General features: G+C 67.2%; 19 protein-coding genes, 1 tRNA gene and 1 pseudogene. 8 read left to right on the top strand and 13 right to left on the bottom strand.

Annotation, left to right across the window (positions count from 1 at the left end):
• Window positions 1–230 precede the first annotated feature (230 nt).
• Together greA and ASG48_RS13645 are read left to right on the top strand one after the other, a co-directional pair.
• Entirely contained in the window at window positions 231–704 is a 474-nt protein-coding gene (gene greA / locus ASG48_RS13650) for a transcription elongation factor GreA (RefSeq protein ID WP_055850785.1), read from the top strand.
• Window positions 705–832: 128 nt separating this feature from the next.
• Window positions 833–1,915, top strand: a complete 1,083-nt coding sequence (locus tag ASG48_RS13645; RefSeq protein ID WP_244486904.1) for a glycosyltransferase family 4 protein — start codon at window positions 833–835, stop codon at window positions 1,913–1,915.
• On the opposite strand, the gene ASG48_RS13640 is transcribed toward ASG48_RS13645, so the two are convergent.
• Window positions 1,870–2,748, bottom strand: coding sequence for a glycosyltransferase family 25 protein (locus ASG48_RS13640; protein ID WP_055850777.1), 879 nt, complete (start codon window positions 2,746–2,748; stop codon window positions 1,870–1,872). The two genes, ASG48_RS13645 and ASG48_RS13640, sit on opposite strands and share 46 nt — an antisense overlap.
• A 108-nt stretch (window positions 2,749–2,856) precedes the next feature.
• On the opposite strand from ASG48_RS13640, the gene trxB reads away from it, so the two are divergent.
• From trxB to ASG48_RS13615, 5 genes are all read left to right on the top strand, one after another.
• Complete coding sequence (gene trxB / locus ASG48_RS13635) at window positions 2,857–3,828, top strand: thioredoxin-disulfide reductase (RefSeq protein WP_055851338.1); 972 nt, start codon at window positions 2,857–2,859, stop codon at window positions 3,826–3,828.
• A gap of 48 nt (window positions 3,829–3,876) precedes the next feature.
• The gene (locus ASG48_RS13630) at window positions 3,877–4,773 is read left to right on the top strand and encodes a LysR family transcriptional regulator (RefSeq protein WP_055850774.1); all 897 of its coding nucleotides are present in this window, start codon (window positions 3,877–3,879) and stop codon (window positions 4,771–4,773) included.
• Window positions 4,774–4,802: 29 nt separating this feature from the next.
• Window positions 4,803–5,159, top strand: coding sequence for a rhodanese-like domain-containing protein (locus ASG48_RS13625; RefSeq protein WP_055850770.1), 357 nt, complete (start codon window positions 4,803–4,805; stop codon window positions 5,157–5,159).
• Window positions 5,156–5,935, top strand: a complete 780-nt coding sequence (locus ASG48_RS13620; RefSeq protein WP_055850767.1) for a metallophosphoesterase — start codon at window positions 5,156–5,158, stop codon at window positions 5,933–5,935. The genes ASG48_RS13625 and ASG48_RS13620 overlap by 4 nt, the downstream gene beginning before the upstream one ends.
• Before the next feature lie 341 nt (window positions 5,936–6,276).
• Window positions 6,277–7,293 (top strand): heme-binding protein, encoded by a 1,017-nt coding sequence (locus ASG48_RS13615; RefSeq protein ID WP_055850765.1) that lies wholly within the window; start codon window positions 6,277–6,279, stop codon window positions 7,291–7,293.
• Window positions 7,294–7,506: 213 nt separating this feature from the next.
• On the opposite strand, the gene rpoC is transcribed toward ASG48_RS13615, so the two are convergent.
• From rpoC to ASG48_RS13565, 10 genes are all read right to left on the bottom strand, one after another.
• Window positions 7,507–11,709: a DNA-directed RNA polymerase subunit beta' gene (rpoC, locus tag ASG48_RS13610; RefSeq protein ID WP_055850762.1), complete on the bottom strand. Its 4,203-nt coding sequence runs from the start codon at window positions 11,707–11,709 to the stop codon at window positions 7,507–7,509.
• A gap of 142 nt (window positions 11,710–11,851) precedes the next feature.
• Window positions 11,852–15,991 (bottom strand): DNA-directed RNA polymerase subunit beta, encoded by a 4,140-nt coding sequence (gene rpoB, locus ASG48_RS13605; protein ID WP_055850759.1) that lies wholly within the window; start codon window positions 15,989–15,991, stop codon window positions 11,852–11,854.
• 332 nt (window positions 15,992–16,323) lie between these two features.
• Complete coding sequence (rplL, locus tag ASG48_RS13600) at window positions 16,324–16,701, bottom strand: 50S ribosomal protein L7/L12 (protein ID WP_055850757.1); 378 nt, start codon at window positions 16,699–16,701, stop codon at window positions 16,324–16,326.
• A gap of 51 nt (window positions 16,702–16,752) precedes the next feature.
• Window positions 16,753–17,271 carry a 50S ribosomal protein L10 gene (rplJ, locus tag ASG48_RS13595; protein WP_055850754.1) on the bottom strand — a complete coding sequence of 173 codons (519 nt, stop codon included), beginning with the start codon at window positions 17,269–17,271 and terminating at the stop codon, window positions 16,753–16,755.
• Window positions 17,272–17,646: 375 nt separating this feature from the next.
• Entirely contained in the window at window positions 17,647–18,351 is a 705-nt protein-coding gene (gene rplA, locus ASG48_RS13590; RefSeq protein WP_055850751.1) for a 50S ribosomal protein L1, read from the bottom strand.
• A gap of 4 nt (window positions 18,352–18,355) precedes the next feature.
• Window positions 18,356–18,784, bottom strand: a complete 429-nt coding sequence (gene rplK / locus ASG48_RS13585; RefSeq protein WP_055850747.1) for a 50S ribosomal protein L11 — start codon at window positions 18,782–18,784, stop codon at window positions 18,356–18,358.
• Between the two features lie 147 nt (window positions 18,785–18,931).
• The gene (gene nusG / locus ASG48_RS13580; protein ID WP_055850744.1) at window positions 18,932–19,462 is read right to left on the bottom strand and encodes a transcription termination/antitermination protein NusG; all 531 of its coding nucleotides are present in this window, start codon (window positions 19,460–19,462) and stop codon (window positions 18,932–18,934) included.
• 31 nt (window positions 19,463–19,493) lie between these two features.
• On the bottom strand, window positions 19,494–19,691 hold the full coding sequence (gene secE, locus ASG48_RS13575) for a preprotein translocase subunit SecE (protein WP_055850742.1): 198 nt from the start codon (window positions 19,689–19,691) through the stop codon (window positions 19,494–19,496).
• Between the two features lie 150 nt (window positions 19,692–19,841).
• Window positions 19,842–19,917: transfer RNA gene (locus ASG48_RS13570), tRNA-Trp, on the bottom strand.
• Between the two features lie 84 nt (window positions 19,918–20,001).
• Window positions 20,002–20,859, bottom strand: a complete 858-nt coding sequence (locus tag ASG48_RS13565) for a 3-deoxy-manno-octulosonate cytidylyltransferase (RefSeq protein ID WP_244486903.1) — start codon at window positions 20,857–20,859, stop codon at window positions 20,002–20,004.
• 243 nt (window positions 20,860–21,102) lie between these two features.
• Here ASG48_RS13565 and ASG48_RS13560 point away from each other — a divergent pair, with 243 nt between their 5' ends.
• Window positions 21,103–22,173: a glycosyltransferase family 2 protein gene (locus ASG48_RS13560; RefSeq protein WP_055850739.1), complete on the top strand. Its 1,071-nt coding sequence runs from the start codon at window positions 21,103–21,105 to the stop codon at window positions 22,171–22,173.
• A gap of 18 nt (window positions 22,174–22,191) precedes the next feature.
• On the opposite strand, the gene ASG48_RS13555 is transcribed toward ASG48_RS13560, so the two are convergent.
• Together ASG48_RS13555 and ASG48_RS17990 are read right to left on the bottom strand one after the other, a co-directional pair.
• Entirely contained in the window at window positions 22,192–23,421 is a 1,230-nt protein-coding gene (locus ASG48_RS13555; RefSeq protein WP_055850736.1) for a glycosyltransferase, read from the bottom strand.
• A 93-nt stretch (window positions 23,422–23,514) separates the two neighbouring features.
• A pseudogene (locus ASG48_RS17990) lies at window positions 23,515–23,609 on the bottom strand (elongation factor Tu); the annotation flags it as partial.

Below are 23,609 nucleotides of genomic sequence, written 5' to 3'. Positions count from 1 at the left end.
GATGGCTCCCCTCTCAGACCGGACCGCGTGATCGAAGACGGCACCGTTTCGCCGGGACCTCGCATCGGGGCCCCGGTGCGAGACGACGGATTGCCGATGTCATCACCGGCCCCCGTTCGGGACGGCCGGCGTCCTCCGTTCGACGTGTGATGATTCCCGATCGGCCATCCGCCGGATCGGGCTGAAGGAAATTGTTTCGGCCGATGGGCCGGACAGCGAAAGGTGAGACCATGGAAAAGGTCCCGATGACGGTCCGCGGATTCGACACGCTCCGCGAGGAGCTGCGTCGTCGCCAGCAGGAGGAACGCCCGCGCATCATCGCGGCGATCTCGGAAGCCCGCGCCCATGGTGACCTTTCGGAAAACGCCGAATATCACGCCGCCAAGGAGTCGCAGAGCCTCAACGAGGGCCGCATCTCCGAGCTCGAGGACCTCACGGCCCGGGCCGAGGTCATCGACGTCTCCAAGCTCTCGGGCGAGCGCATCAAGTTCGGCGCCACGGTGAAGCTCGTCGACGAGGATACCGACGAGGAGAAGGTCTACCAGATCGTGGGCGAGCAGGAGGCCGACGTGAAGTCCGGCCGCGTCTCCATCACCTCCCCCATCGCCCGCGCGCTCATCGGCAAGACCGAGGGCGACACGGTCGAGGTTTCCGCGCCCGGCGGCTCGCGCTCCTACGAAGTCCTGGAAGTGCGCTGGGTCTGAGCGCTCCGGAGGCGGCGCGGGCCTCCGCGGCACCGCTTCCTTCGCATTCCGGGACGATCTTCGAGGCCGGGCGCGGAACGCCCGGCCTTTTGCTTGCGAGAGGGCGCCTGCGGGCGAACGGACAGGGCATGCGGGCTGGGCGGATGCGGGCGCGGGACGTGGAGATCGTGGCGCCGAACCTCAAGCGGCGCCTTTCGGGCGTCACCTCCACCATCGTCCAGCTCCTGCCGCTGCAGGCGCACCGGCACGCCATCGCCTCCTTCGGCCCGGACGTCCTTCCCCCTTCGGTGCCGCGCCTGCCCTACCGCGCGCTTGCCGGGCTCTGGCGCCGGCCAGCCGGGCGCGCCCGCCGCATCTGGCACGCGCGGCGCAACACCGAAATGCTGCTCGGCCTCGTCCTGCGCGATCTCCTGCGCATGCCGCTGCGCCTCCTCTTCACCTCCGCCGCCCAGCGTCGCCACACGGCCTGGACACGCTTCCTCATCGGACGGATGGACGCGGTCGTCGCCACGAGCGGGCGCAGCGCCGCCTTCCTCGAACGGCCCGCGACGGTCGTGATGCACGGCATCGACCTCACGGCCTTCACGCCGGACGGTCCGCCGCCGGCGGGCCCGGTGGTCGAGGCTCTTGCCGGGCGCCGGATCGTCGGCTGTTCCGGCCGCATCCGGCACCAGAAGGGCACCGACCTCTTCGTCGAGGCGATGATCGCGCTCCTGCCGCGCCATGTCGGCTGGACGGCCGTCGTCACCGGACGCACCACGGCCGAGCACGCCGCCTTCGAAGCGGCGCTGAAGGCCAGGATCGCCGACGCGGGCCTGTCCGACCGCATCGTCTTCGTCGGCGAGGTGGACGACATCGCCGCCTGGTTCCGCCGCTTCGACCTCTATGTGGCGCCGCCGCGCAACGAAGGTTTCGGCCTGACGCCGCTGGAGGCCATGGCGAGCGGCGTGCCCGTCGTGGCCAGCGATGCCGGCGCCTTCCGGGAGCTCATTCGCGAAGGCGTGACCGGCGCCGTCGTCGCGGCCGGGGACGCCAAGGCGCTCACCGCCGCCATCGAGCCCTATCTCGCCGACGACGCCCTGCGCCGCACGGCCGGCGCCGCGGCGCTGGCGCATGTGCGCGAGCGGTTCCCGCTCCGGCGCGAGGCCGACGAACTCGCCGCCGTCTATGCCCGGCTCTTCGCGATGGACGACGCGGGCGGCGCGACCTGATCGGCGACGGCGCCGTCGAAATCGGCCACGTCGATCGCCGGCTTGCGGAACGTCACGTCGAGCGCGCGGCGCAGGTGCAGCGGCAGGAGCCCGAGTTGCGTCGCGAGCCGGCGCCCGAAGTAAGCCGGCTTCAGGCGCTCCCCCGCCATGCGCGGGCGCGGCTCGTGGATCTGCGTGACCGTCGCGATGCCCGGTTCGACGCCGAGACCGGCGAGGACATGCGCCTGGACGGCGAGCGCCGGCTCGGCCTGCGCCATGCGAACGCGGCCCGACCGGAAAAGGAATGCGTCGGACGGGGCCGCGTGGGCCTCGACGGCCCGCAGCAGCTTGCGCGCGCCGTCCGGCGAGACGAAATAGGCCGCCGAACCCGACTTGTCGCGGACGACCGGCGACAGGCGAAAGCCGTCATGGTTCGCCGACGCGCCGCGGAAGAACTTCGCGCGGCCGAAATATTCCAGATTGACGAGGTCGTAGGGCGGCGCCCCGGCCTCCAGGAACGCCGGCAACCGGTTCGAAAGCACGGCGTCGTCCTCCAGGATGACGAGGCCCGAGGGCTCGTCGCGGGCGCGGATCCAAAGCGCGCGGTGCGACAGGAGCAGCGCCAGCTCGATGCGCGTCAGCCGCCGCTCCCAGCGCGTCGAGAGCGTCTCGTATTGCGCGTCGGAGACGTCGGCGGCGGAAACGGCCGGCAGGCGTTCGAGATCCAGCCCGAGGCGGCGCCCCTGGGCTTCCATGAAGGCGCGGCGCTCGCCGGCGCGATCGAGATTGATATAGGCGACGGGGATGCTCCGCCGCTCGCCCGCGCGCTGCCGTTCCACCGGGATCTCCCTCATGCCATGCGCTCTTTGCACGGCTCGCCGTTGCAGCCGGGCAACCCCTCGTCTATTGAACGACGAGAAGCCGGACGCCATCTGGCGTATGTCGTTTCCATGAGGCCCGCCATGACCGAGCGCCATACCCAAGTCCTGATCCTCGGTTCGGGACCTGCCGGCTACACCGCGGCGATCTATGCAGCCCGCGCCATGCTCAAGCCTGTCCTGATCTCCGGATTGCAGGAAGGCGGGCAGCTGACCATCACCACCGACGTCGAGAACTATCCCGGCTATGCCGAGCCCGTCCAGGGCCCGTGGATGATGGAGCAGATGCGCGCGCAGGCCGTCAATGTCGGCACGGAGCTGGTGGGCGACCTGATCGTCTCCGCCGAGCTCGACCGGCGCCCCTTCCGCCTGACGGGTGACAGCGGCACAGTCTATACCTGCGACACGCTCATCGTGGCGACCGGCGCGCAGGCCAAGTGGCTCGGCCTGCCGAGCGAGGACCATTTCCAGGGCTTCGGCGTCTCGGCCTGCGCCACCTGCGACGGTTTCTTCTATCGCGGCAAGGACGTCGTGGTCGTCGGCGGCGGCAACACGGCGGTGGAGGAAGCCCTCTACCTCTCGCATATCGCCAAGTCCGTGACGGTCGTGCACCGCCGCGACGAGTTCCGCGCCGAGCGCATCCTGCGCGAGCGTCTCTTCGCCAAGGACAATGTCGAGGTGATCTGGAACGCCGAGGTCGACGAGATCCTCGGGGTCTCGACTCCGATGAAGTCCGTCACCGGCGTGCGGCTGCGCGATCGCCTCACCGGCGAGACGCGCGAGATCGAGACCCATGGCGTCTTCGTGGCCATCGGCCATGCGCCGGCGGTGGAGCTCTTCCAGGGCAAGCTGAAGCAGAAGGGCTCGGGCTATCTCTGGGTGGAGCCCGGCTCGACGCGCACCTCCGTTCCCGGCGTCTTCGCGGCCGGCGACGTCGCCGACGACGTGTACCGGCAGGCCGTGACCGCGGCCGGCATGGGCTGCATGGCGGCGCTGGAGGCGGAGAAATGGCTGGCCGCCCGCGAGGCGGACCAGGAACGGCAGGCAGCGGAGTAGCCGAAGGCGTGACGCCTTCTGCTGTTGGCCGTTCGGGGATGACGACCTATGGCTCTCGACTGGGATAAGCTCCGGATCTTCCACGCGGCTGCGGAGGCGGGGTCCTTCACCCATGCCGCGGACGCGCTCAATCTCAGCCAGTCGGCGATCAGCCGGCAGGTCGCCGCGCTGGAGCAGGAGATCGGCGTGCCGCTCTTCCACCGGCATGCGCGCGGCCTGATGCTCTCCGAGCAGGGCGAACTTCTCTTCCAGACTGCGAACGAGGTGTTGAAGCGCCTCGAGAACGTGCGCATGCAGCTCACCGAGACGCGGGAGAAGCCGACCGGCAAGCTGCGCGTCACCACGACGGTCGGCCTCGGCTCCGGCTGGCTGACGGATCGCGCCAAGGAGTTCCTCGAACTCTATCCCGAACTCGAACTGCAGCTCGTCTTCGACAACGAGGAGATCGACCTGACGATGCGCAAGGCGGACGCGGCGATCCGCCTGCGCCAGCCGCAGCAGCCCGATCTCATCCAGCGTCGCCTTTTCACCGTGCATCTCCACGTCTATGCGGCGCCCGCCTATATCCAGCGCTTCGGCACGCCCGAGACCGTCGACGATCTCGGCCACCACCGGCTCATCACCTTCGGCGAGCCCGCGCCCAACTACCTGCGCAACCTCAACACCCTGGAGACGATCGGCCTGCCCGAGGGGCAGAGCCGCAGCCCGATCCTGCAGATCAACAATCTCATGGCGATCCGCTCGGCGATCGAGAGCGGTATCGGGCTCGCGCTCCTGCCGGACTACATGATCGACAAGCGGGCGAAGCTCGTGCAGCTCCTGCCCGATCTCGACCTGCCGACCTTCGACACCTATCTCTGCTATCCCGAGCAGATGCGCTCGGCCGCCAAGCTGAAGGTGTTCCGCGACTTCCTGATCTCGAAGGCCCGCACCTGGTCCTTCTAGCCTCCCGTTCTCGACAAGGCCCCCGACCGATGGACAAGACGCCCGGCTTCGCGACGCTCGACACCGAGGAGGCCGCAAGGGCCATCGCCGACGGCGGCCATGTCGTGGTCGACGTGCGCGAGCCGAACGAGCTTGCCGCGAGCGGCAAGATTCCGGGCGCCGTCAACATCCCGCTCGGCCAACTCGCCGTGGCCCTAGACCCCGCCGACCCGCAACACGAGCCGCGGCTGACGGACGGCACGCCCCTCCTCTTCTACTGCGCGGCCGGCGGGCGTTCGGCCAAGGCCGCCGATCTCGCCGTCGCGAACGGCGTTTCGGACGTCTCCCATATCGCCGGGGGCTTCGGCGCCTGGCGCCGGACGGGCGGCGCCAGCGAGCCGGTGTGATCGTCGAGACGCCACCGCTCGTCGTCGCCATCGGCGACGTGCACGGGCAGTCGGACCTTCTGCGCCGCCTTCTCGGTGCCCTGCCCCGTCTGGAAGACGAAGCCGGCGCGGCCGCGGCCGTCTATTTTCTCGGCGACCTCGTGGATCGCGGGCCCGACAGTGCCGGCGTCATCGATCTCGTGATCGAGACACGGGAGGCACGCCCGGCCTCCCGCCTTCTCCTCGGCAATCACGACGAGTGGTTCCGGCGCTTCCTGAGCGAACCCGGTTTCGAGGAGGCTGAAACCTGGCTCGACCAGGGCGGACGCGAGACCCTCGCCTCCTATGGCCGGGGATCGTTCGATCTGGAGGCGGCCCGCCAGGCGATCCTGACCCTCCACCCGGCCCATCTCCAGCTCTTGGCGGAGGCGGCGCCGATCGTCCTCACCGAGCGCTTCGCCTTCGTCCATGCCGGCGTCGATCCATCCCGTCCGCTGCAGGCGCAGGACCCGCACGACTGCATCTGGATCCGCGCGCCCTTCATGAAGCATGTCGGGCGTCTGTCGCATGTGGTGATCCACGGACACACGCCGCAGAAGGCGCGCCGTCCGACGGCCACGGAGAACCGCCTCTCGATGGATACGGGGGCCTTCTTCTCCGGCATCCTCAGCGCCGTCGTCATCGAAGAGGACGGCCGCCGCCTGCGCTTCGTCGCCGCCACCCGTCGCGGCGTCGAGCCCATCGAGCCGGTGCGTCTCGACCGCGGCCTCGGCACCGTTCTCGACGCGTTCGGCTGACCCGGACCGCGGACAAAAAAAGGGCGGCTCGAGGCCGCCCAAGGTTTTGGCTGGAGTATCAGGTCGAAACCCGATGTCCGCATAATGCACGCCGATCGTTTCGGTTGCTTGAACGTCCCGGCGGAAGCGGCACGTCCGGCCCGCTCCTTCGTCCGATCCACGTCCCCGACACCCTGAGCCGCCGGGCCGGATCGTCCGCAGCGCGAAGCGGAACAGGCAACCAACCCCGGCATGCGGCGTTATGGCAGCGATCGTGAAGCGCCGGTTTTCGCGCTTCGCATTCTCGTTGCGGCGTCCGTCCCGGTGACGGTGCGTCGATTGTTCGAATCCAGGAGTTTTCAATGTTTGGCGACAAGCGAACCGTCTACGAGCGCCTCGGCGACGCCTTGGGCGATATCGGCGAGCGGATCGGCGACCTCGAGGAGCGGCTCGTCGAGCGGTTCGACCCGCGTCCTTCGCGCGCCGAACGCCTGCGCCGCGCCGTCTCGCGCAACCTGCCCTTCCACACCGAGAGCCACGGCCTCTCGCGCTACATGCCCGATTTCCTGACCGGCTGGTCGGTGCCCTCCTCCAGCGAGGCCCGCCGTCAGATCGCGACCCTGCGCGACGACGCCGGCGAGCGGCTCGACGACGCTCGCGGCTATCTCTCCCAGGCCGGCGACTACCTGCCGAGCCTGCGCCTGCCGCGCTCGACGAGCTTTCGCCGCGGCTACCAGACCCGCGGTGCGGTGGACAAGCTGCGCGACCGGCCGGAACTGACCGGCCTTCTCGTCGTCGGCGGCGCGGTGGCCGCGATCGGCGTCGCCTACTACGTCACGAAGAAGGTTCAGGATCATTCCGAGGAGCCGGACTACGAGGCCGTGCGTGACGACGGCTCGATCGAGATCCGCGACTACGACGCGATGGTCGTGGCCGAGACGGTGAAGAGCGGCTACCACGAGAAGGCGCGTCGCCTCGGCTTCGAAACGCTCGCCAACTACATCTTCGCCAAGAACCGCGCCGGCAAGAAGATCAAGATGACGACGCCGGTCCTGCAGCAGCTCGCCAACGGCGACGGCCGCACCAAGGGCTGGGCGGTTCGCTTCGTCATGCCGAAGAAGTTCACCCGCGCCAGCCTGCCCGAGCCCGGCTCCGCCGACGTGTCGCTGAAGGACGTTCCCGCCCGCCGCGTCGCCGCCATCCGCTTCCCCGGCAACTTCTCGGCCTCGCTCGCCAGCAAGCAGCTGATGACGCTCTACAACTATCTCGCCGACAACAATCTGAAGCAGAAGGGCGATCCGGAATACGCCTTCTACAACCCGCCCTGGACCCCGGGCTTCATGCGCCGCAACGAGATCCTGATCGAGATCGAGCGCTGATCGCCTGACGGTCTCTCCGCCCCCGGCGGAGTTGGATGGTCGAACACCCCGGAACCCCCGGCTCGGACACGAGCCGGGGGTTCTTTCGTATCGGCCCTGCCGTGCACGGGCTCGCCTCGGTCGCCGCAGCCGGCGATCCGATCCAAGCCAGGGGCCAAAGAAAAGGGCGACCTCTCGGTCGCCCTTCGCCTATGCCGTCATGTCGGTCCGAAACTACTCGGCCGCCTCGTCCGAGATCGCCGTCAGGAGACGATCGCTCTCGGCGCGGCCCGTCGTCTTGCGGCGGTCCTCGATGATGAGCTCGTCGCGCGAGGTCGCGATGCGGCGCACCTGCGTCATCATTCCGCCGGTGCCGGCCGGAATGAGACGGCCGACGATGACGTTCTCCTTCAGGCCCTGCAGAGTGTCCATCTTGCCGGCGACGGCCGCTTCCGTGAGGACGCGGGTGGTCTCCTGGAAGGAGGCCGCCGAGATGAAGGACGGCGTCTGCAGCGAGGCCTTGGTGATGCCGAGGAGGACGGGGTTGCCGGAGGCCGGCTTCTTGCCCTCTTCCTCGAGCTTCTCGTTCAGCTCCGCGAGCTCGATCCGGTCGACATGGTCGCCCGGAATGTAGCCCGAGTCGCCCGACTCCACGATCTCGACCTTCTGCAGCATCTGCCGCACGATGACCTCGATGTGCTTGTCGTTGATGAGAACGCCCTGGAGGCGATAGACCTCCTGGATCTCGTTCACGAGGTAGCTCGCCAGCGCCTCGACGCCCCGGATGGCCAGGATGTCGTGCGGCGCCGGGTTGCCGTCGAGGATGTAGTCGCCCTTCTCGATGATGTCGCCTTCCTGGAGATGGAACGGCTTGCCCTTCGGGATGAGATACTCGACCGGCTCGACGCCGTCCTCGTGCGGCTCGATGATGATGCGGCGCTTGTTCTTGTAGTCGCGTCCGAACCGCACGGTGCCGTCGATCTCGGCGATGACCGCGTTGTCCTTCGGCTTGCGGGCCTCGAACAGCTCGGCCACGCGCGGCAGACCGCCCGTGATGTCCTTCGTCTTGGCGCTTTCCATCGGAATACGCGAGAGCACGTCGCCGGCCTTCACGTCGGCGCCGGGCTCCACCGAGAGGATGGCGTCCACGGACTGGAAGTAGCGGGCGTCCGAACCGCGCGCCAGCTTCTGGATCTCGCCGTTCTTGCCCTTGATGACGAGAGCCGGCTTGAGGTCCTGGCCGCGCGGGCTCGCCCGCCAGTCGATGACGGCACGCTTGGTGATGCCGGTCGACTCGTCGGTCTGCTCGGAGACGGAGATGCCGTCCACCAGATCCTCGTAGCCCACCGTGCCGTCGAGCTCGGTGAGGACCGGACGGGTGTAGGGATCCCACTCGGCGATACGCTGGCCGCGACGCACCGTGTCCCCGTCGTCGACGAAGATGCGGCTGCCGTAGGTGACGCGATGCGAGGCGCGCTCCTTGCCGGCCTGGTCGAGGATGACGATGGCCATGTTGCGGCCCATCGCGACGAGCTTGCCTTCCGAATTGCGCACCACGTTGCGGTTGCGCACCTTCACCGTGCCCTCGTAGGAGGCTTCCAGGAACGAGCTGTCCACCACCTGCGCGGTGCCGCCCATGTGGAAGGTGCGCATGGTGAGCTGCGTGCCCGGCTCGCCGATCGACTGCGCCGCGATGACGCCGACGGCCTCGCCCATGTTGACGGGCGTGCCGCGGGCCAGATCGCGCCCGTAGCAGATCGCGCAGATGCCGGTCCGCACTTCGCAGGTCAGCGCCGAGCGGATCTTCACCGACTGGATCGAGGCCTTCTCGATCTTCTCGACATCCGGCTCCTCGATGGTGACGCCACCCTTGACGATGACCTCGCCCGACAGCGGGTGGACGATGTCCTCCAGCGCCGTACGGCCCAGGATGCGCTGCCCGATGGAGGCGACGACCTGGCCGGCATCGACGATCGGCTGCATCGTCAGGCCGTTCTGCGTCTGGCAGTCGGTCTGCGTGATGATGCAGTCCTGCGCCACGTCGACGAGGCGACGCGTCAGGTAGCCCGAATTGGCCGTCTTCAGGGCGGTATCCGCGAGGCCCTTGCGGGCGCCGTGCGTCGAGTTGAAGTACTCGAGAACGGTCAGGCCTTCCTTGAAGTTCGAGATGATCGGCGTCTCGATGATCTCGCCCGAGGGCTTGGTCATCAGGCCGCGCATCGCCGCCAGCTGGCGCATCTGGGTGGGCGAACCGCGCGCGCCCGAATGCGACATCATGTAGATGGAGTTCATCGGCTTCTGGCGGCCGGTCTCCTTGTTGAACTCGACGGCCTTGATTCGGGCCATCATCTCCTCGGCGATCTTGTCCGTGCACTTGGCCCAGGCGTCGACCACCTTGTTGTACTTCTCGCCCTGGGTGATCAGGCCGTCATTGTACTGCTGCTCGTATTCCTTCGCGAGCGCCTGGGTCTCGCCGATCATGCGAGCCTTGGTCTCGGGGATGACCATGTCGTCCTTGCCGAAGGAAATGCCGGCGGTGCAGGCGTGCTTGAAGCCGAGCTGCATGATCCGGTCGCAGAAGATCACCGTGTCCTTCTGGCCGCAGTGGCGGTAGACGGTGTCGATCATCCGCGAGATGTTCTTCTTCGTCATCAGCTCGTTGCAGATGTCGAAGGGAATCATGTGGTTCTTCGGCAGAAGCTGGCCGATGAGCATGCGCCCGGGCGTCGTCTCGTAGATCTTCGAGACGGGCTTGCCGTCCTTGTCGATCGTCTTGAACCGGCCGCGGATCTTGGTGTGCAGCGTCACCGCCTTGGTGAACAGCGCCTGCTCCAGCTCGCCGATGTCGGAGAAGACCATGCCCTCGCCGGGCTCCTTCTCGTTCAGGATCGAGAGGTAGTAGAGGCCGAGCACCATGTCCTGCGACGGCACGATGATCGGCTGGCCGTTCGCGGGATGCAGGATGTTGTTGGTCGACATCATGAGGACGCGCGCTTCCAGCTGCGCCTCGATGGAAAGCGGCACGTGCACCGCCATCTGGTCGCCGTCGAAGTCCGCGTTGAAGGCCGTGCAGACCAGCGGATGGAGCTGGATCGCCTTGCCCTCGATCAGCACCGGCTCGAAGGCCTGGATGCCGAGACGATGGAGCGTCGGGGCGCGGTTGAGGAGCACGGGATGCTCGCGGATGACCTCGTCCAGGATGTCCCAGACCTCCGGACGCTCCTTCTCGACGAGCTTCTTGGCCTGCTTCACCGTGGAGGAGAAGCCCTTGGCGTCGAGGCGCGCGTAGATGAAGGGCTTGAAGAGCTCGAGCGCCATCTTCTTCGGCAGGCCGCACTGGTGCAGCTTCAGCTCCGGACCCGTCACGATGACGGACCGGCCCGAATAGTCGACGCGCTTGCCGAGAAGGTTCTGGCGGAACCGGCCCTGCTTGCCCTTCAGCATGTCCGAGAGCGACTTCAGCGGGCGCTTGTTGGCACCCGTGATGACGCGGCCGCGGCGGCCGTTGTCGAACAGCGCGTCCACCGCCTCCTGAAGCATGCGCTTCTCGTTGCGGATGATGATGCCGGGAGCGCGAAGCTCGATGAGGCGCTTGAGACGGTTGTTGCGGTTGATGACGCGGCGGTAGAGGTCGTTGAGGTCCGACGTCGCGAAGCGGCCGCCGTCGAGCGGCACGAGCGGGCGCAGGTCCGGCGGGATGACCGGGACGACCGTCATGATCATCCATTCGGGCCGGTTGCCCGACTCCAGGAAGTTCTCGACGATCTTGAGCCGCTTCATCAGCTTCTTGGTCTTCAGCTCGGACGTCGTCGTCGCGAGTTCGGACCGCAGGTCGCCGGCGATCTTCTCGAGGTCCATGGAGCCCAGAAGCTCCTGGATCGCCTCGGCGCCGATGAGCGCGGTGAAGCTGTCCTCGCCGAACTCGTCGACCGCGATCATGTACTCCTCCTCGGAGAGCAGCTGGTGCTGCTTCAGCGAGGTGAGGCCGGGCTCGGTGACGATGTAGTTCTCGAAGTAGAGGACGCGCTCGATGTCCTTCAGCGTCATGTCCAGAAGCGTGCCGATGCGGCTCGGCAGCGACTTCAGGAACCAGATGTGGGCGACGGGCGCGGCGAGCTCGATATGGCCCATGCGCTCGCGACGCACGCGCGAGAGGGTGACCTCGACGCCGCACTTCTCGCAGATGATGCCCTTGTACTTCATGCGCTTGTACTTGCCGCACAGGCACTCGTAGTCCTTGATCGGACCGAAGATGCGGGCGCAGAAGAGGCCGTCACGCTCGGGCTTGAACGTGCGGTAGTTGATGGTTTCCGGCTTCTTGATCTCGCCGAACGACCAGGAGAGGATCTTCTCGGGGCTCGCCAGCGAGATGCGGATCGAGTCGAAGGTCTGCGGCGCGACCTGCGGGTTGAAGATGTTCATGACCTCTTGGTTCATGGGCTTTCTCCTCTTGGGGCACCGGGCCCCTCACCGCGGTGGCAGAGCCGACCGCTGAATTCCTCGAAGCGCGAAGGACCGGCACCCGTTTTCGGGCGCCGGTCCGGGGCAGCGCGAAGGCTGCGAACCGTTTCGGCTCTGTCTATTCCGCCGCGTCGGGCATCTGGTCGGGCGCCGGCAGCTCGGTCAGCGAGTTGGCCAGATCGACGTCGAGGCCGAGCGAGCGCATCTCCTTCACGAGCACGTTGAAGCTCTCCGGGATGCCGGACTCGAACGCGTCGTCGCCGCGCACGATCGACTCGTAGACCTTGGTGCGGCCCGCGACGTCGTCCGACTTCACCGTCAGCATCTCCTGCAGCGTGTAGGCCGCGCCGTAGGCTTCGAGCGCCCAGACTTCCATCTCGCCGAAGCGCTGGCCGCCAAACTGCGCCTTGCCGCCCAGCGGCTGCTGGGTGACGAGCGAGTACGGGCCGATCGACCGGGCGTGGATCTTGTCGTCCACGAGGTGATGCAGCTTCAGCATGTAGATGTAGCCCACCGTCACCTGCCGGTCGAAGGACTCGCCAGTTCGCCCGTCGTAGAGCGTGACCTGGCCCGAGCCGTTCAGCCCGGCCTTCTCCAGCATGGCGACGATGTCCGCCTCCACCGCGCCGTCGAAGACGGGCGTGGCGATCGAGACGCCGCGCTTCATCTGCTTGGCGAGCGTCAGCACCGAAGCGTCGTCGTAGGTGGCGACCTTTTCGTTGCGATCGCTGTCGCCCAGCATCTGCGCGATCTCGGCCCGCAGCGGCGCCACGTCGTGGCTGCGCTGATAGGCCTCGAGCATGTCACCGATCTTCCGGCCCATGCCCGCGCAGGCCCAGCCCAGATGCGTCTCGAGAATCTGCCCGACATTCATGCGCGAGGGCACGCCCAGCGGGTTCAGCACGATGTCGACATGCGTGCCGTCCTCGTTGAACGGCATGTCTTCCACCGGCACGATCCGCGAGACCACGCCCTTGTTGCCGTGACGGCCGGCCATCTTGTCGCCGGGCTGGATCTTGCGCTTGACGGCGACGAAGACCTTCACCTGCTTCATGACGCCCGGGGGAAGCTCGTCGCCCCGCTGCACCTTCTCGACCTTGTCCATGAAGCGCCGCTCGAGCGTCTTCTTGGCCTCGTCATAGACGTTGCGCAGATCCTCAAGCTCGCCCTGAAGCTTCTCGTCCTCGACGGCGAACATCCACCACTGCGAGCGGGAATACTCGGCCATGGCCTCGGGCGACAGGGCGGAGCCCTTCTTGAAGCCCTTGGGGCCGGCGACCGCCGACTTGCCGTCGAGCATCTCGACCAGACGGCCGTAGACGTTGCGGTCGAGGATGGCCTGCTCGTCGTCGCGGTCCTTGGCGAGACGCTCGATCTCCTCGCGCTCGATCGCCATGGCGCGCTCGTCCTTCTCGACGCCGTGCCGGTTGAACACGCGCACCTCGACGACCGTGCCATAGGCGCCGGGGGGCATGCGGCTCGACGTGTCGCGCACGTCCGAGGCCTTCTCGCCGAAGATGGCGCGCAGGAGCTTCTCCTCCGGCGTCATCGGGCTCTCGCCCTTCGGCGTGATCTTGCCGACCAGGATGTCGCCCGGCTGCACTTCCGCACCGATATAGACGATGCCCGCCTCGTCGAGATTCTTCAGCGCCTCTTCCGAAACGTTCGGAATGTCGCGCGTGATCTCCTCGGGTCCGAGCTTGGTGTCTCGCGCCATGACCTCGAACTCCTCGATATGGATCGAGGTGAAGACGTCGTCGGCGACGATGCGCTCGGACAGGAGGATGGAGTCCTCGTAGTTGTAGCCGTTCCACGGCATGAACGCGACGAGCACGTTGCGGCCGAGCGCCAGGTCGCCGAGATCGGTCGAGGGACCGTCGGCGATGATGTCGCCCTTCTCGACCCGGTCGCCCACCGTCACCAGCGGACGCTGGTTGATGCAGGTGTTCTGGTTCGAGCGCTGGAACTTCATCAGGCGGTAGATGTCGACGCCGGACTTGCCGGCCTCGAGATCGGACGTGGCGCGGATGACGATACGCGTCGCATCCACCTGATCGACGATGCCGCCGCGGCGCGCGCCGATGGCCGCGCCGGAATCGCGGGCGACGATCGGCTCCATGCCGGTGCCGACGAAGGGCGCCTCGGCGCGCACCAGCGGCACGGCCTGACGCTGCATGTTCGAGCCCATGAGCGCGCGGTTCGCGTCGTCGTTCTCGAGGAACGGGATGAGCGCGGCGGCGACCGAGACGAGCTGCTTCGGCGAGACGTCCATGAGGTCGACGTTCTCGCGCGGCGTCATGAAGACGTCGCCCTGGTGGCGGCAGACCACGAACTCGTTCTGGAACGTGCCGTCGTCGTTCAGGACCGCGTTGGCCTGCGCGACGTGGTGCTTGGACTCCTCCATGGCGGAGAGATAGACGACGTCGAGCGTCACCTTGCCGTCGACGACGCGGCGGTAGGGGCTCTCGATGAAGCCGTATTTGTTGACGCGCGCGAAGGTCGCGAGCGAATTGATGAGGCCGATATTCGGGCCTTCCGGCGTCTCGATCGGGCAGATGCGGCCGTAATGCGTCGGGTGCACGTCGCGCACCTCGAAGCCGGCGCGCTCGCGCGTCAGACCGCCCGGTCCGAGCGCCGAGAGGCGGCGCTTGTGGGTGATCTCCGAGAGCGGGTTCGTCTGGTCCATGAACTGCGAGAGCTGCGAGGAGCCGAAGAACTCGCGCACGGCGGCGGCCGCCGGCTTGGCGTTGATCAGGTCCTGCGGCATGACCGTGTCGATCTCGACCGAGGACATGCGCTCCTTGATGGCGCGCTCCATGCGCAGCAGGCCGACGCGGTACTGGTTCTCCATGAGCTCGCCGACTGAACGCACGCGGCGGTTGCCGAGATTGTCGATGTCGTCGATCTCGCCCTTGCCGTCGCGAAGGTCCACCAGCGTCCGGACGACCGCGATGATGTCCTCCTTGCGCAGGACGCGCACGGTGTCTTCCGCCTTGACGTCGAGGCGCATGTTCATCTTCACGCGGCCGACGGCCGACAGGTCGTAACGCTCGGCGTCGAAGAACAGCGAGCGGAACATCGCCTCCGCCGTCTCCATCGTCGGGGGCTCGCCCGGGCGCATCACGCGGTAGATGTCGAAGAGCGCGTCCTGGCGGCCCTCGTTCTTGTCCACGGCCAGCGAGTTGCGGATGTAGCCGCCGACATTGACGTGGTCGATGTCGAGGATGGAGATCTCGTCATAGCCCGCGTCGACGAGGACCTTGAGGGTCTTCTCGTCGAGCTCGTCACCGGCCTCGAGATACACTTCGCCCGTGGCGTGGTTGACCACGTCCTCGGCGAGATAGTTCGTGTAGAGGTCCTCTTCCGAGGCCCGCAGCCACTTGACGCCCTTCTCCTGCATCTGACGGGCCTGACGGGCCGTCACCTTCTTGCCGGCCTCGACGAGCACTTCGCCGCTGTCGGCGTCGACGAGGTCCGTCATCGCGCTCTGGCCGCGCACGCGCTCGACCGTGAAGGGCACGCGCCAGCCCTGCTTGTCCTTCTTCACCTGGACGATGTTGTAGAAGGTCGACAGGATCTCCTCGCCGTCCATGCCGAGCGCCATGAGGAGGCTCGTCACGGGGATCTTGCGGCGGCGGTCGATACGGGCGTGCACGATGTCCTTGGCGTCGAACTCGATGTCGAGCCAGGACCCGCGATAGGGAATGACGCGGGCGGCGAAGAGCAGCTTGCCCGAGGAGTGCGACTTGCCCTTGTCATGGTCGAAGAAGACGCCCGGCGAACGGTGCATCTGCGAGACGATGACGCGCTCGGTGCCGTTGACGATGAACGTGCCGTTCATGGTCATCAGCGGCATGTCGCCCATGTAGACGTCCTGCTCCTTGATGTCCTTGATGGACTTGGAGCCGGTATCCTCGTCGATATCGAACACGATGAGGCGCAGCGTCACCTTCAGGGGCGCGGCATAGGTCAGGTCGCGCTGACGGCACTCGTCGACGTCGAACTTGGGCTGCTCGAACTCGTACTTGACGAATTCCAGCATGGCGTGGCCGGAGAAGTCCGAGATCGGGAAAACGGACCGGAAGACCGACTGGAGGCCTTCGTCCGCACGTCCGCCCTCGGGCTCGTCGACCATGAGGAACTGATCGTAGGAGGCTTTCTGGACCTCGATCAGGTTCGGCATCTGCGCCACTTCGGGGATCGACCCGAAGAACTTGCGAACCCGTCTGCGACCGCTGAACGTTGTCGTAAGAGACATCGCCGCTCCTTCTCGTAACAGCGCCCTTGACCGAAGGGCTCGAACCATTGTCCCTACCCGCCGGAAGGGCCGGTCTCGCGCTGGTCCCGCGCAAGGCCTCGTCGTCCTCGGCCCGCGAAATCCTCCGCCCGCGTCTCCGCAGGGCCCGAAGCCGGGCCTTCCGAAGGCGCGCACGGCCCGATCCGGAGCCGCATGCCTCGACCCGCCGGCGGCGGGCCCGTCACGAGGCGGCCGGGGCCGCCCCATGTTCTTGGCCGGAGCACGGAAGGCGGAACGGCTGAAAGCCGTCCCGCCCCGTCATTCCGGTCGCAACCGTAGGGATGACCCTTCGATTACTTGACTTCGACCTTGGCGCCAGCCTTCTCGAGCTGGTCCTTGATCTTCGTGGCCTCGGCCTTGTCGACGCCTTCCTTGACGGGCTTGGGCGCGTTGTCGACGAGGTCCTTGGCTTCCTTGAGGCCGAGGCCCGTGATGGCGCGGACTTCCTTGATCACGTTGATCTTCTGAGCGCCGGCATCGGCGAGGATCACGTTGAACTCGGTCTGCTCTTCGACCTCTGCGGCCGGAGCAGCGCCACCGCCGGCAGCGGCGACCGCGACCGGAGCGGCGGCGGAGACGCCCCACTTCTCTTCGAGCATCTTGGAGAGCTCAGCCGCCTCGAGGACGGTCAGGCTCGACAGGTCTTCAACGATCTTGGCGAGATCAGCCATTGTAGTCTTCCTTCAGGTTCGAACTTCGAGTTGAGCAGCGAGGAACCGTCCTCAGGCCGCTTCGTCCTTCTTGGCGTAGGCCGAGAACACCCGCGCGAGCTGCGCGGCGGGCGCCTGGACAACCCCGGCGATGCGGGTTGCGGGCGTCTGGATCATACCGACCAGCTTGCCGCGCAGTTCGTCCAGCGAAGGCATGGAGGCCAGAGCCTTCACGCCGTCGGCGTCCAGTGTCGTCTTTCCCATCGCTCCGCCGAGGATGACGAGCTTGTCGTTCCCCTTGGCGAAATCGTTGGCGACCTTTGCTGCAGCAACCGCATCACGCGAATAGGCGATCAGGGTCTGGCCCTCGAACAAGGTCGAGATGCCTGCTGCGTCAGTGCCTTGAAGAGCGATCTTGGCCAGACGGTTCTTCGCGACTTTGACGGTGCCTCCGGCGACGCGCATCTTCGAACGAAGATCGTTCATCTGCGCGACCGTGAGACCGGCATAGTGGGCCACGACGACCGTTCCCGAGCCCGCGAAGGTCTCGTGAAGGTCAGTGACGAATTCGCGTTTTTCCGCTCTGTCCACTGCCTCTCTCCAGTAGGCCAAAGAACCTTTCGATCCTTCGGCCGGGTTGCCTTTTGCCGCTCGGGAGTCCCCGAACGACGCTCGGGAATCCTGTCCCCTCGGGCGATCCCGCATCGGCTCCTCGCGGAACCGAACGGCGGCCAAAGGCATTCGGAGGTTCGAACCGAAGCTTCGGGTGCGAGCACCCGGAAAATCCGGCAACCCCGTCTCATGCGGGCTTTCGTGATTAAGACGTCCGGCCGGAACCGAACCTCGCCCACAATCTCGGACAGGCAGTCAGGAGGCCCTGAGGCCCCCACGCGCCAAAGCCTTCGCTTCAGCGCATTTCGTTCGGCGAGGGGCGGATATAGGGACGCCCCTCGCCGATGTTAAGGGTCAGGCCGAGGCCTGGTTCAGGCTCGACGGGTCGATCTTGACGCCCGGGCCCATGGTCGAGGTGACGGCGACGCGCTGGACGTAGTTGCCCTTGGCGCCCGACGGCTTGGCCTTGATCACCGCGTCCGCGAAGGCGCGGATATTCTCGGTGATCGCCTTGAGGTCGAAGCTCGCCTTGCCGACGCCGGCATGCACGATGCCGGCCTTCTCGACGCGGAACTCGACGGCGCCGCCCTTCGAAGCCTTGACGGCCGCGGTGACGTCCGGCGTCACGGTGCCGACGCGCGGGTTCGGCATCAGGCCGCGCGGGCCGAGAACCTTGCCGAGGCGGCCGACGAGACCCATCATGTCGGGCGTCGCGATACAGCGGTCGAAATCGATCTTGCCGCCCTGGATCTGCTCGACGAGGTCCTCCGCACCGACGATGTCGGCGCCGGCGGCCTTGGCTTCCTCGGCCTTGTCGCCACGGGCGAACACGGCGACGCGGACCGTGCGGCCCGTGCCGTTCGGCAGGTTGACGACGCCGCGGACCATTTGGTCGGCGTGACGCGGGTCGACGCCGAGATTCATCGCGACTTCGATCGTCTCGTCGAACTTGGCGCTGGCGCGCGACTTGATCATCTCGACAGCCTCGTCGAGGCCATAGAGGTGCTCGCGGTCGATGCCCTCGCGGGCGTTGCGGATGCGCTTACCGGATTTTGCCATCGTCTCAGCCCACCACTTCCAGGCCCATGGAACGGGCGGAGCCTTCGACCATGGTCATGGCGGCGTCCACGTCGTTCGCGTTGAGGTCCTTCATCTTCTTCTCGGCGATCTCGCGAACCTGCTCGCGCGTCACCTGACCGGCGACGTCCTTGCCGGGCGTCTTGGAGCCGCTCTTCAGGTTGGCCGCCTTCTTGAGGAAGAAGCTGACCGGCGGGGTCTTCATCTGGAAGGTGAAGGACTTGTCCTGGTAGTACGTGATGACCACCGGGATCGGGGAGCCCTTCTCCTGATCCTGCGTCTGGGCGTTGAACGCCTTGCAGAATTCCATGATGTTGATGCCGCGCTGACCGAGCGCGGGGCCGATCGGCGGAGACGGAGTTGCGGAGCCTGCCGAAACCTGAAGCTTCAGCTGGCCCATGACTTTCTTAGCCATTGATACCTGCCTTCATCGTTGCGCCGGACGGAGCCGGCGGGGCGGACCGCGCGGAGCGATCCTTGCAAGTTGCGCGGTGCGAGGCTCCCGGCCGGCTTGTGCCGGTCCCTCTCCCGCGCGCTTCCCGGGCCGTGGCCCGGACTGCGGTCAGACCTTCTCGACCTGACCGAATTCGAGATCCACCGGCGTCGCACGCCCGAAGATCGACACCTCGACCTTGAGGCGCGCACGCTCCTGGTCGACTTCCTGCACGATGCCGTTGAACGAGGCGAACGGACCGTCGGAGACGCGGACCTGCTCGCCGATGTCGAAAGACATCATCGGCTTGGGCCGCTCGACGCCGTCCTGAACCTGGTTCAGGATGTGCTGCGCCTCGCTCTCGGAGATCGGCACCGGGCGGTTGTCCGGCCCGAGGAACCCGGTCACCTTCGGCGTGTTCTTGATGAGCGAGAAGACCTGGTCCGTCAGCTCGGCCTTGACGAGCACGTAGCCCGGGAAGAACTTGCGCTCGGCGTCGACCTTGCGGCCGCGACGAACCTCGACGACCTTCTCGGTCGGCACCAGGATCTTCTCGAACTTCTCGGACAGGCCCTTCTGACGCGCCTGCTCCTCGATCGACTCGGCCACCTTCTTCTCGAAGTTCGAATATGCGTGGACGATGTACCAGCGTGCTGCCATGGGAATTACAATGTCTCCTGCGACGTCCGCCTCAGAGGCCGCCATTCATGATGAATCCGACGGCGGACTGCAGCACGAGGTCGGCCACGAAGAAGAAGATGGCGGCGAACGCGACCATCACGAACACCATGATCGTCGAGATCACCGTCTCCTTGCGGGTCGGCCACGAAACCTTCGCGGTTTCCTGGCGCACCTGCTGGAGAAACGTGAAAGGGTTCGTCTTGGCCATACAGCGCTCACGGCTCAAGGCGCGTAAAAGGCTGGCTACCAGCCCCACGCGCCACGTGTCTGTCGGGCCGTGTTTAGCGCTGCGATGAATGATTCACAAGCCCCGCAAGGGCCGATGGAGAAATATTGCGGCTTTGTGAACGTGGTGCGATGGCAGGGGCAGTAGGGCTCGAACCTACGACCTGCGGTTTTGGAGACCGCCGCTCTACCAGCTGAGCTATACCCCTTCGTCACTCGCGAGACACCGATTAATCGCAGAGGCGCCGCTTGGCAAGTGGGGAATGCGGGGTGCCGCACGGGTGCCGTGGACCTTACGCCTCGCCCCTGGCGGCAAGGCGCTGCTTGCGCGTCCGCGGCTTCAGCCGCGCGAGCAGCCCCCGCAGGCGGCGTTGCGGGCGTGTCAGCACGATCAGCTCGTCCATCGCGCCGTCGCTCTGATCGAGACGCTGCGCCAGCACGTCCGACGCGACGGAGACGAGCGCGACCGGCTCCACCTGCGGAAAGCGCCGGGCGATGCGCTCGATCGCGGCCGTCTGGCCCGCTCCTTTCCGCGCCTCGCTCAGCCGTCCCTCCTTCGCCAGGAGGCGCTGAACGATCTGCTCGAAGGTCCAGTCGTGGTCGCGGAAGATCTTCCATTTCGCGCCGCGCTGGCCGGTGAAGCCGGCGAGCACGATCGTCGCATCGGGGAGCTGCTCCACCAGCCAGACGGCGAGCGCGAAGCCGCTGGAGGGCACGAAGGCGGGATCGTAGAACCCGTCGAAATAACCGGCGAGATCGAGATACCCGACGGGCCGGGGCCCGAAGTCGCCGCGCGGGCTGAAGCTCTCGCCGGAGGCAACGCGCAGGTTCACCAGCCCGAGGAAGGCCTCGCCACCGAAATAGCCGAGCACCGCGTCCACCTCGCGCCGATAGACGATGTTCGCCCCTGCCGCGCTGCTGCGGGCCAGGAGAAGCGCCGGCCTCTCGAAGGGCGCGTCCAGCACCTTGTAGACCTTGTTGAAGAAGACGAAGAGCGTGTCCGCGCCATGGCCCGCCGAAAGGGCCGCGATATCGACGTCGTCGCTGTTGGCGACGAGGACGATGGTGCGATAGCGCGCGAGGAGCGCGCGCCAGCCGGCATGGTCTTCGGGCAGAGCGGCGGTGGCCGGGCTGGTCGGTTCGGCGGTCATGATCGCACTCGCAAGATGGGTCGAAGACACGGGCGTGGCGCGCGACCCGGCGGGAGGGTCGGCAGGGCGCCACGCTTGTCCCGGATGGCACGGGAGAGTTCGCGCGATCCATACAGGGAGATCCGCGCACCCGCGATGGCAAGCGTCACGCGGTCTCCCGCGCGTCGCGGCGCGCGGAAAGCCGGCGCTCTCGCTCTGCAGGCGACTTGCGGACAGGCCGCCGCAAGGCTAGGCCCCGGTGGCATGGAAACCGAGATCGTGCCGAACGCCACGCCCTACCCCGTCCGCACCGCCGCCGACTGGTGCCGGATCGGCCGTCTGTCGACCCTAGACCGTCTGAAGCTTGCCCTTCGCGACTGGCGTCTCGCCCGCCGTCACGGCGGGGCCAAGGCGCCGTCTCTTCGGCACGTGGCGGGTTCGGGCGCACCGCCGGCAGACGGCGAGATCGTTCTCCTCTGCGTGATGCGCAACGCCATGGGCTACCTGCCGTCGCTTCTCGCGCATTACCGCGCCCTCGGGATCCAGCGCTTCGCCTTCGTCGACGACCGGTCGCAGGACGGGACGGGCGCCTATCTCGCGGCGCAGGACGACGTCGATCTCTACACGTCGCCCCTCACCTTCCGCCAGAGCGACGGCGGGCTGGAATGGCGGGACGAACTCGCCGACCTCTACGGCCGCGACCGCTGGTATCTCTCGATCGATTCCGACGAATATCTCGTCTTCCCCGGATGCGAGGAGCGGTCGGTCCACGCCTTCGTCGCCGATCTGGAGCGCCGCGGCGCCAAGCGCGCGCTCGCGGCGATGATCGATCTCTATCCGGACGGCCCCATCGGCGGCGGCGGTGGAGAGACGGCGGCGTTCACCGCGCCGACGCAGGTCTGCCCGCTCTACGACGGCTCGGGCTACACGATCGCCGACGACAAGCTGTGCACGGGCATCCGGGGCGGCCCTCGCCTGCGCCGCTTCGGCGCGAGCATGCGGCTGACGAAATTCCCGCTTCTCTTCGTCGACGCGCGGACGCGGTTCGCCAGCGGCTCGCATCACGCGCCCCTGCCGCTCGGCCGCAACTTCGCGCCGGTGCGCGCCGTCCTCCTGCATTTCAAGTTTCCGAAGGGGGCCGTCGCGCAGTTCCAGGAGATCGCGGCGGACGGCACGCATTTCGGCGGCTCGCTCTTCTACCGGCAGATCGTGGACCATGCCGAGTTCGGCGAGGACACGGATTTCCGCTTTGCCGGCAGCGAGCGCTTTGCCGGATCCGAAGCGTTCGTGCGCCAGGGCTTCATCGAGGACATCCGCGGGCCCGCCCGCCCGTGAGGCGGTTCGGCACGAGCTTCAGACCGCAGCCGCCTTCCTCATGTGGGCGATGAACGTGTCGATATGCACCGCCGGGCTGAAACTTGCCCGCGCGTGGCGCATCGCCCGCTCGCTGAAGCCCCGATACGCCTCCGGCGACGCCACGAGGCTCGCCACGGCATCGGCGAGGTCGCCCGGCCAGGGAAAGCGGGGCGGCCCGACAAGGCCGGGCGCCGAGGCGCCGGGCGCGCGGTCCTCGGGATGGAAGACCTGAGGGTAGACGTCGAGACCGTTGGCGCCGAACGTCACGAAAGCGTCGATCGGAGCATTGGCGGGCACGGAATGACCGGTGCGGCCCTCCTCGATCACGTCCGGCATGCCGTCGATGCGCGAGACGACCGCCGGCACGCCGAAGCTCTGCGCCTCGGCGATCACGTTGCCGTAGGGCTCGCGCAGCGCCGGGTGGAGGAGGATGTCGATCCCCTCGTAGAAGCCGGCCATGTCGGTGATCGAGCCGAGGAAACGCACGGCGTCGGCGATCCCGAGGGCTTCGGCCTGTGCGCGCATCGGGCCGACATCGTCTCCGGTGCCGGCCACGACGAGTTCGGTCTCGATTCCCTTGCGCCGCAGGTCGGACATCGTGTGAACGGCGAGGACGCCGCCCTTGAAGGCGCGCAGCCGGCCGGCGAAGCCCAGGCGCAGCGGGCGGGATGCGTCCAGCACGCGCGGCGCCATCGGCGGCAGCGCGTCGATCTCCCAGACCGCCGGCGCCAGGATCTCGATCGGCTTGGACACGTGCCAGAGCGTCTGCAGCATGGCGCGGGCGGCATGCGAGTTCGCGAGATAGACGTCGTAGGCCGAGGCGAAGCCGTTCCGGATGGCCTTCTCCTGCGGGAACCAGGAGGCGCCCCGCTCCCAGTAGACCGAGCGCGTTCCGCTCTTGGCCGCGATGCGAGCCATGTTGATGCTGGGAAAGCGGTTGATGTTGACGATGACGTCGAGGCCCATGCGGCGGGCGTAGCGGGCCTGCCGGCCGATGCGCAGCGGCTTGGGCACCACCAGTTTTCCGAGCCGACGGGCGTCGAAGGGCGGCGCGGCCAGACTGTCCAGCGCATCGACCACGAGCTGGTGCCGCGCCTCGAGGGCACGGTCGAACAGATGGGTCTCGATGCGCGGATCGTTGCGGGTCGCCACGAGAAAATTCGCGAACTGCTTCTCCACCCCGGCGAGCCGATCGACCGGCAGCTTCACGTCGAAAGCGATCTTCACCGGCCTCGTCCCTCGAAAGGAGCCTGAAACGACGATCGGCGGCGGGCGCACAGCGCCCGCCGCCGATTGCAGATCACAGAGGTGCGACCGTCGTCAGGCGACGATGGAGGCCACGATGCCGGCGCCGACGGTGCGGCCGCCCTCGCGGATGGCGAAGCGCAGCTTCTCTTCCATCGCGATCGGCACGA

The organism is Aurantimonas sp. Leaf443 (assembly GCF_001425575.1).
Classification (GTDB): Bacteria; Pseudomonadota; Alphaproteobacteria; order Rhizobiales; family Rhizobiaceae; genus Leaf443.
The sequence above is the reverse complement of the archived record's forward strand: the minus strand, read 5'-3'. Positions and strand labels throughout refer to the sequence as shown.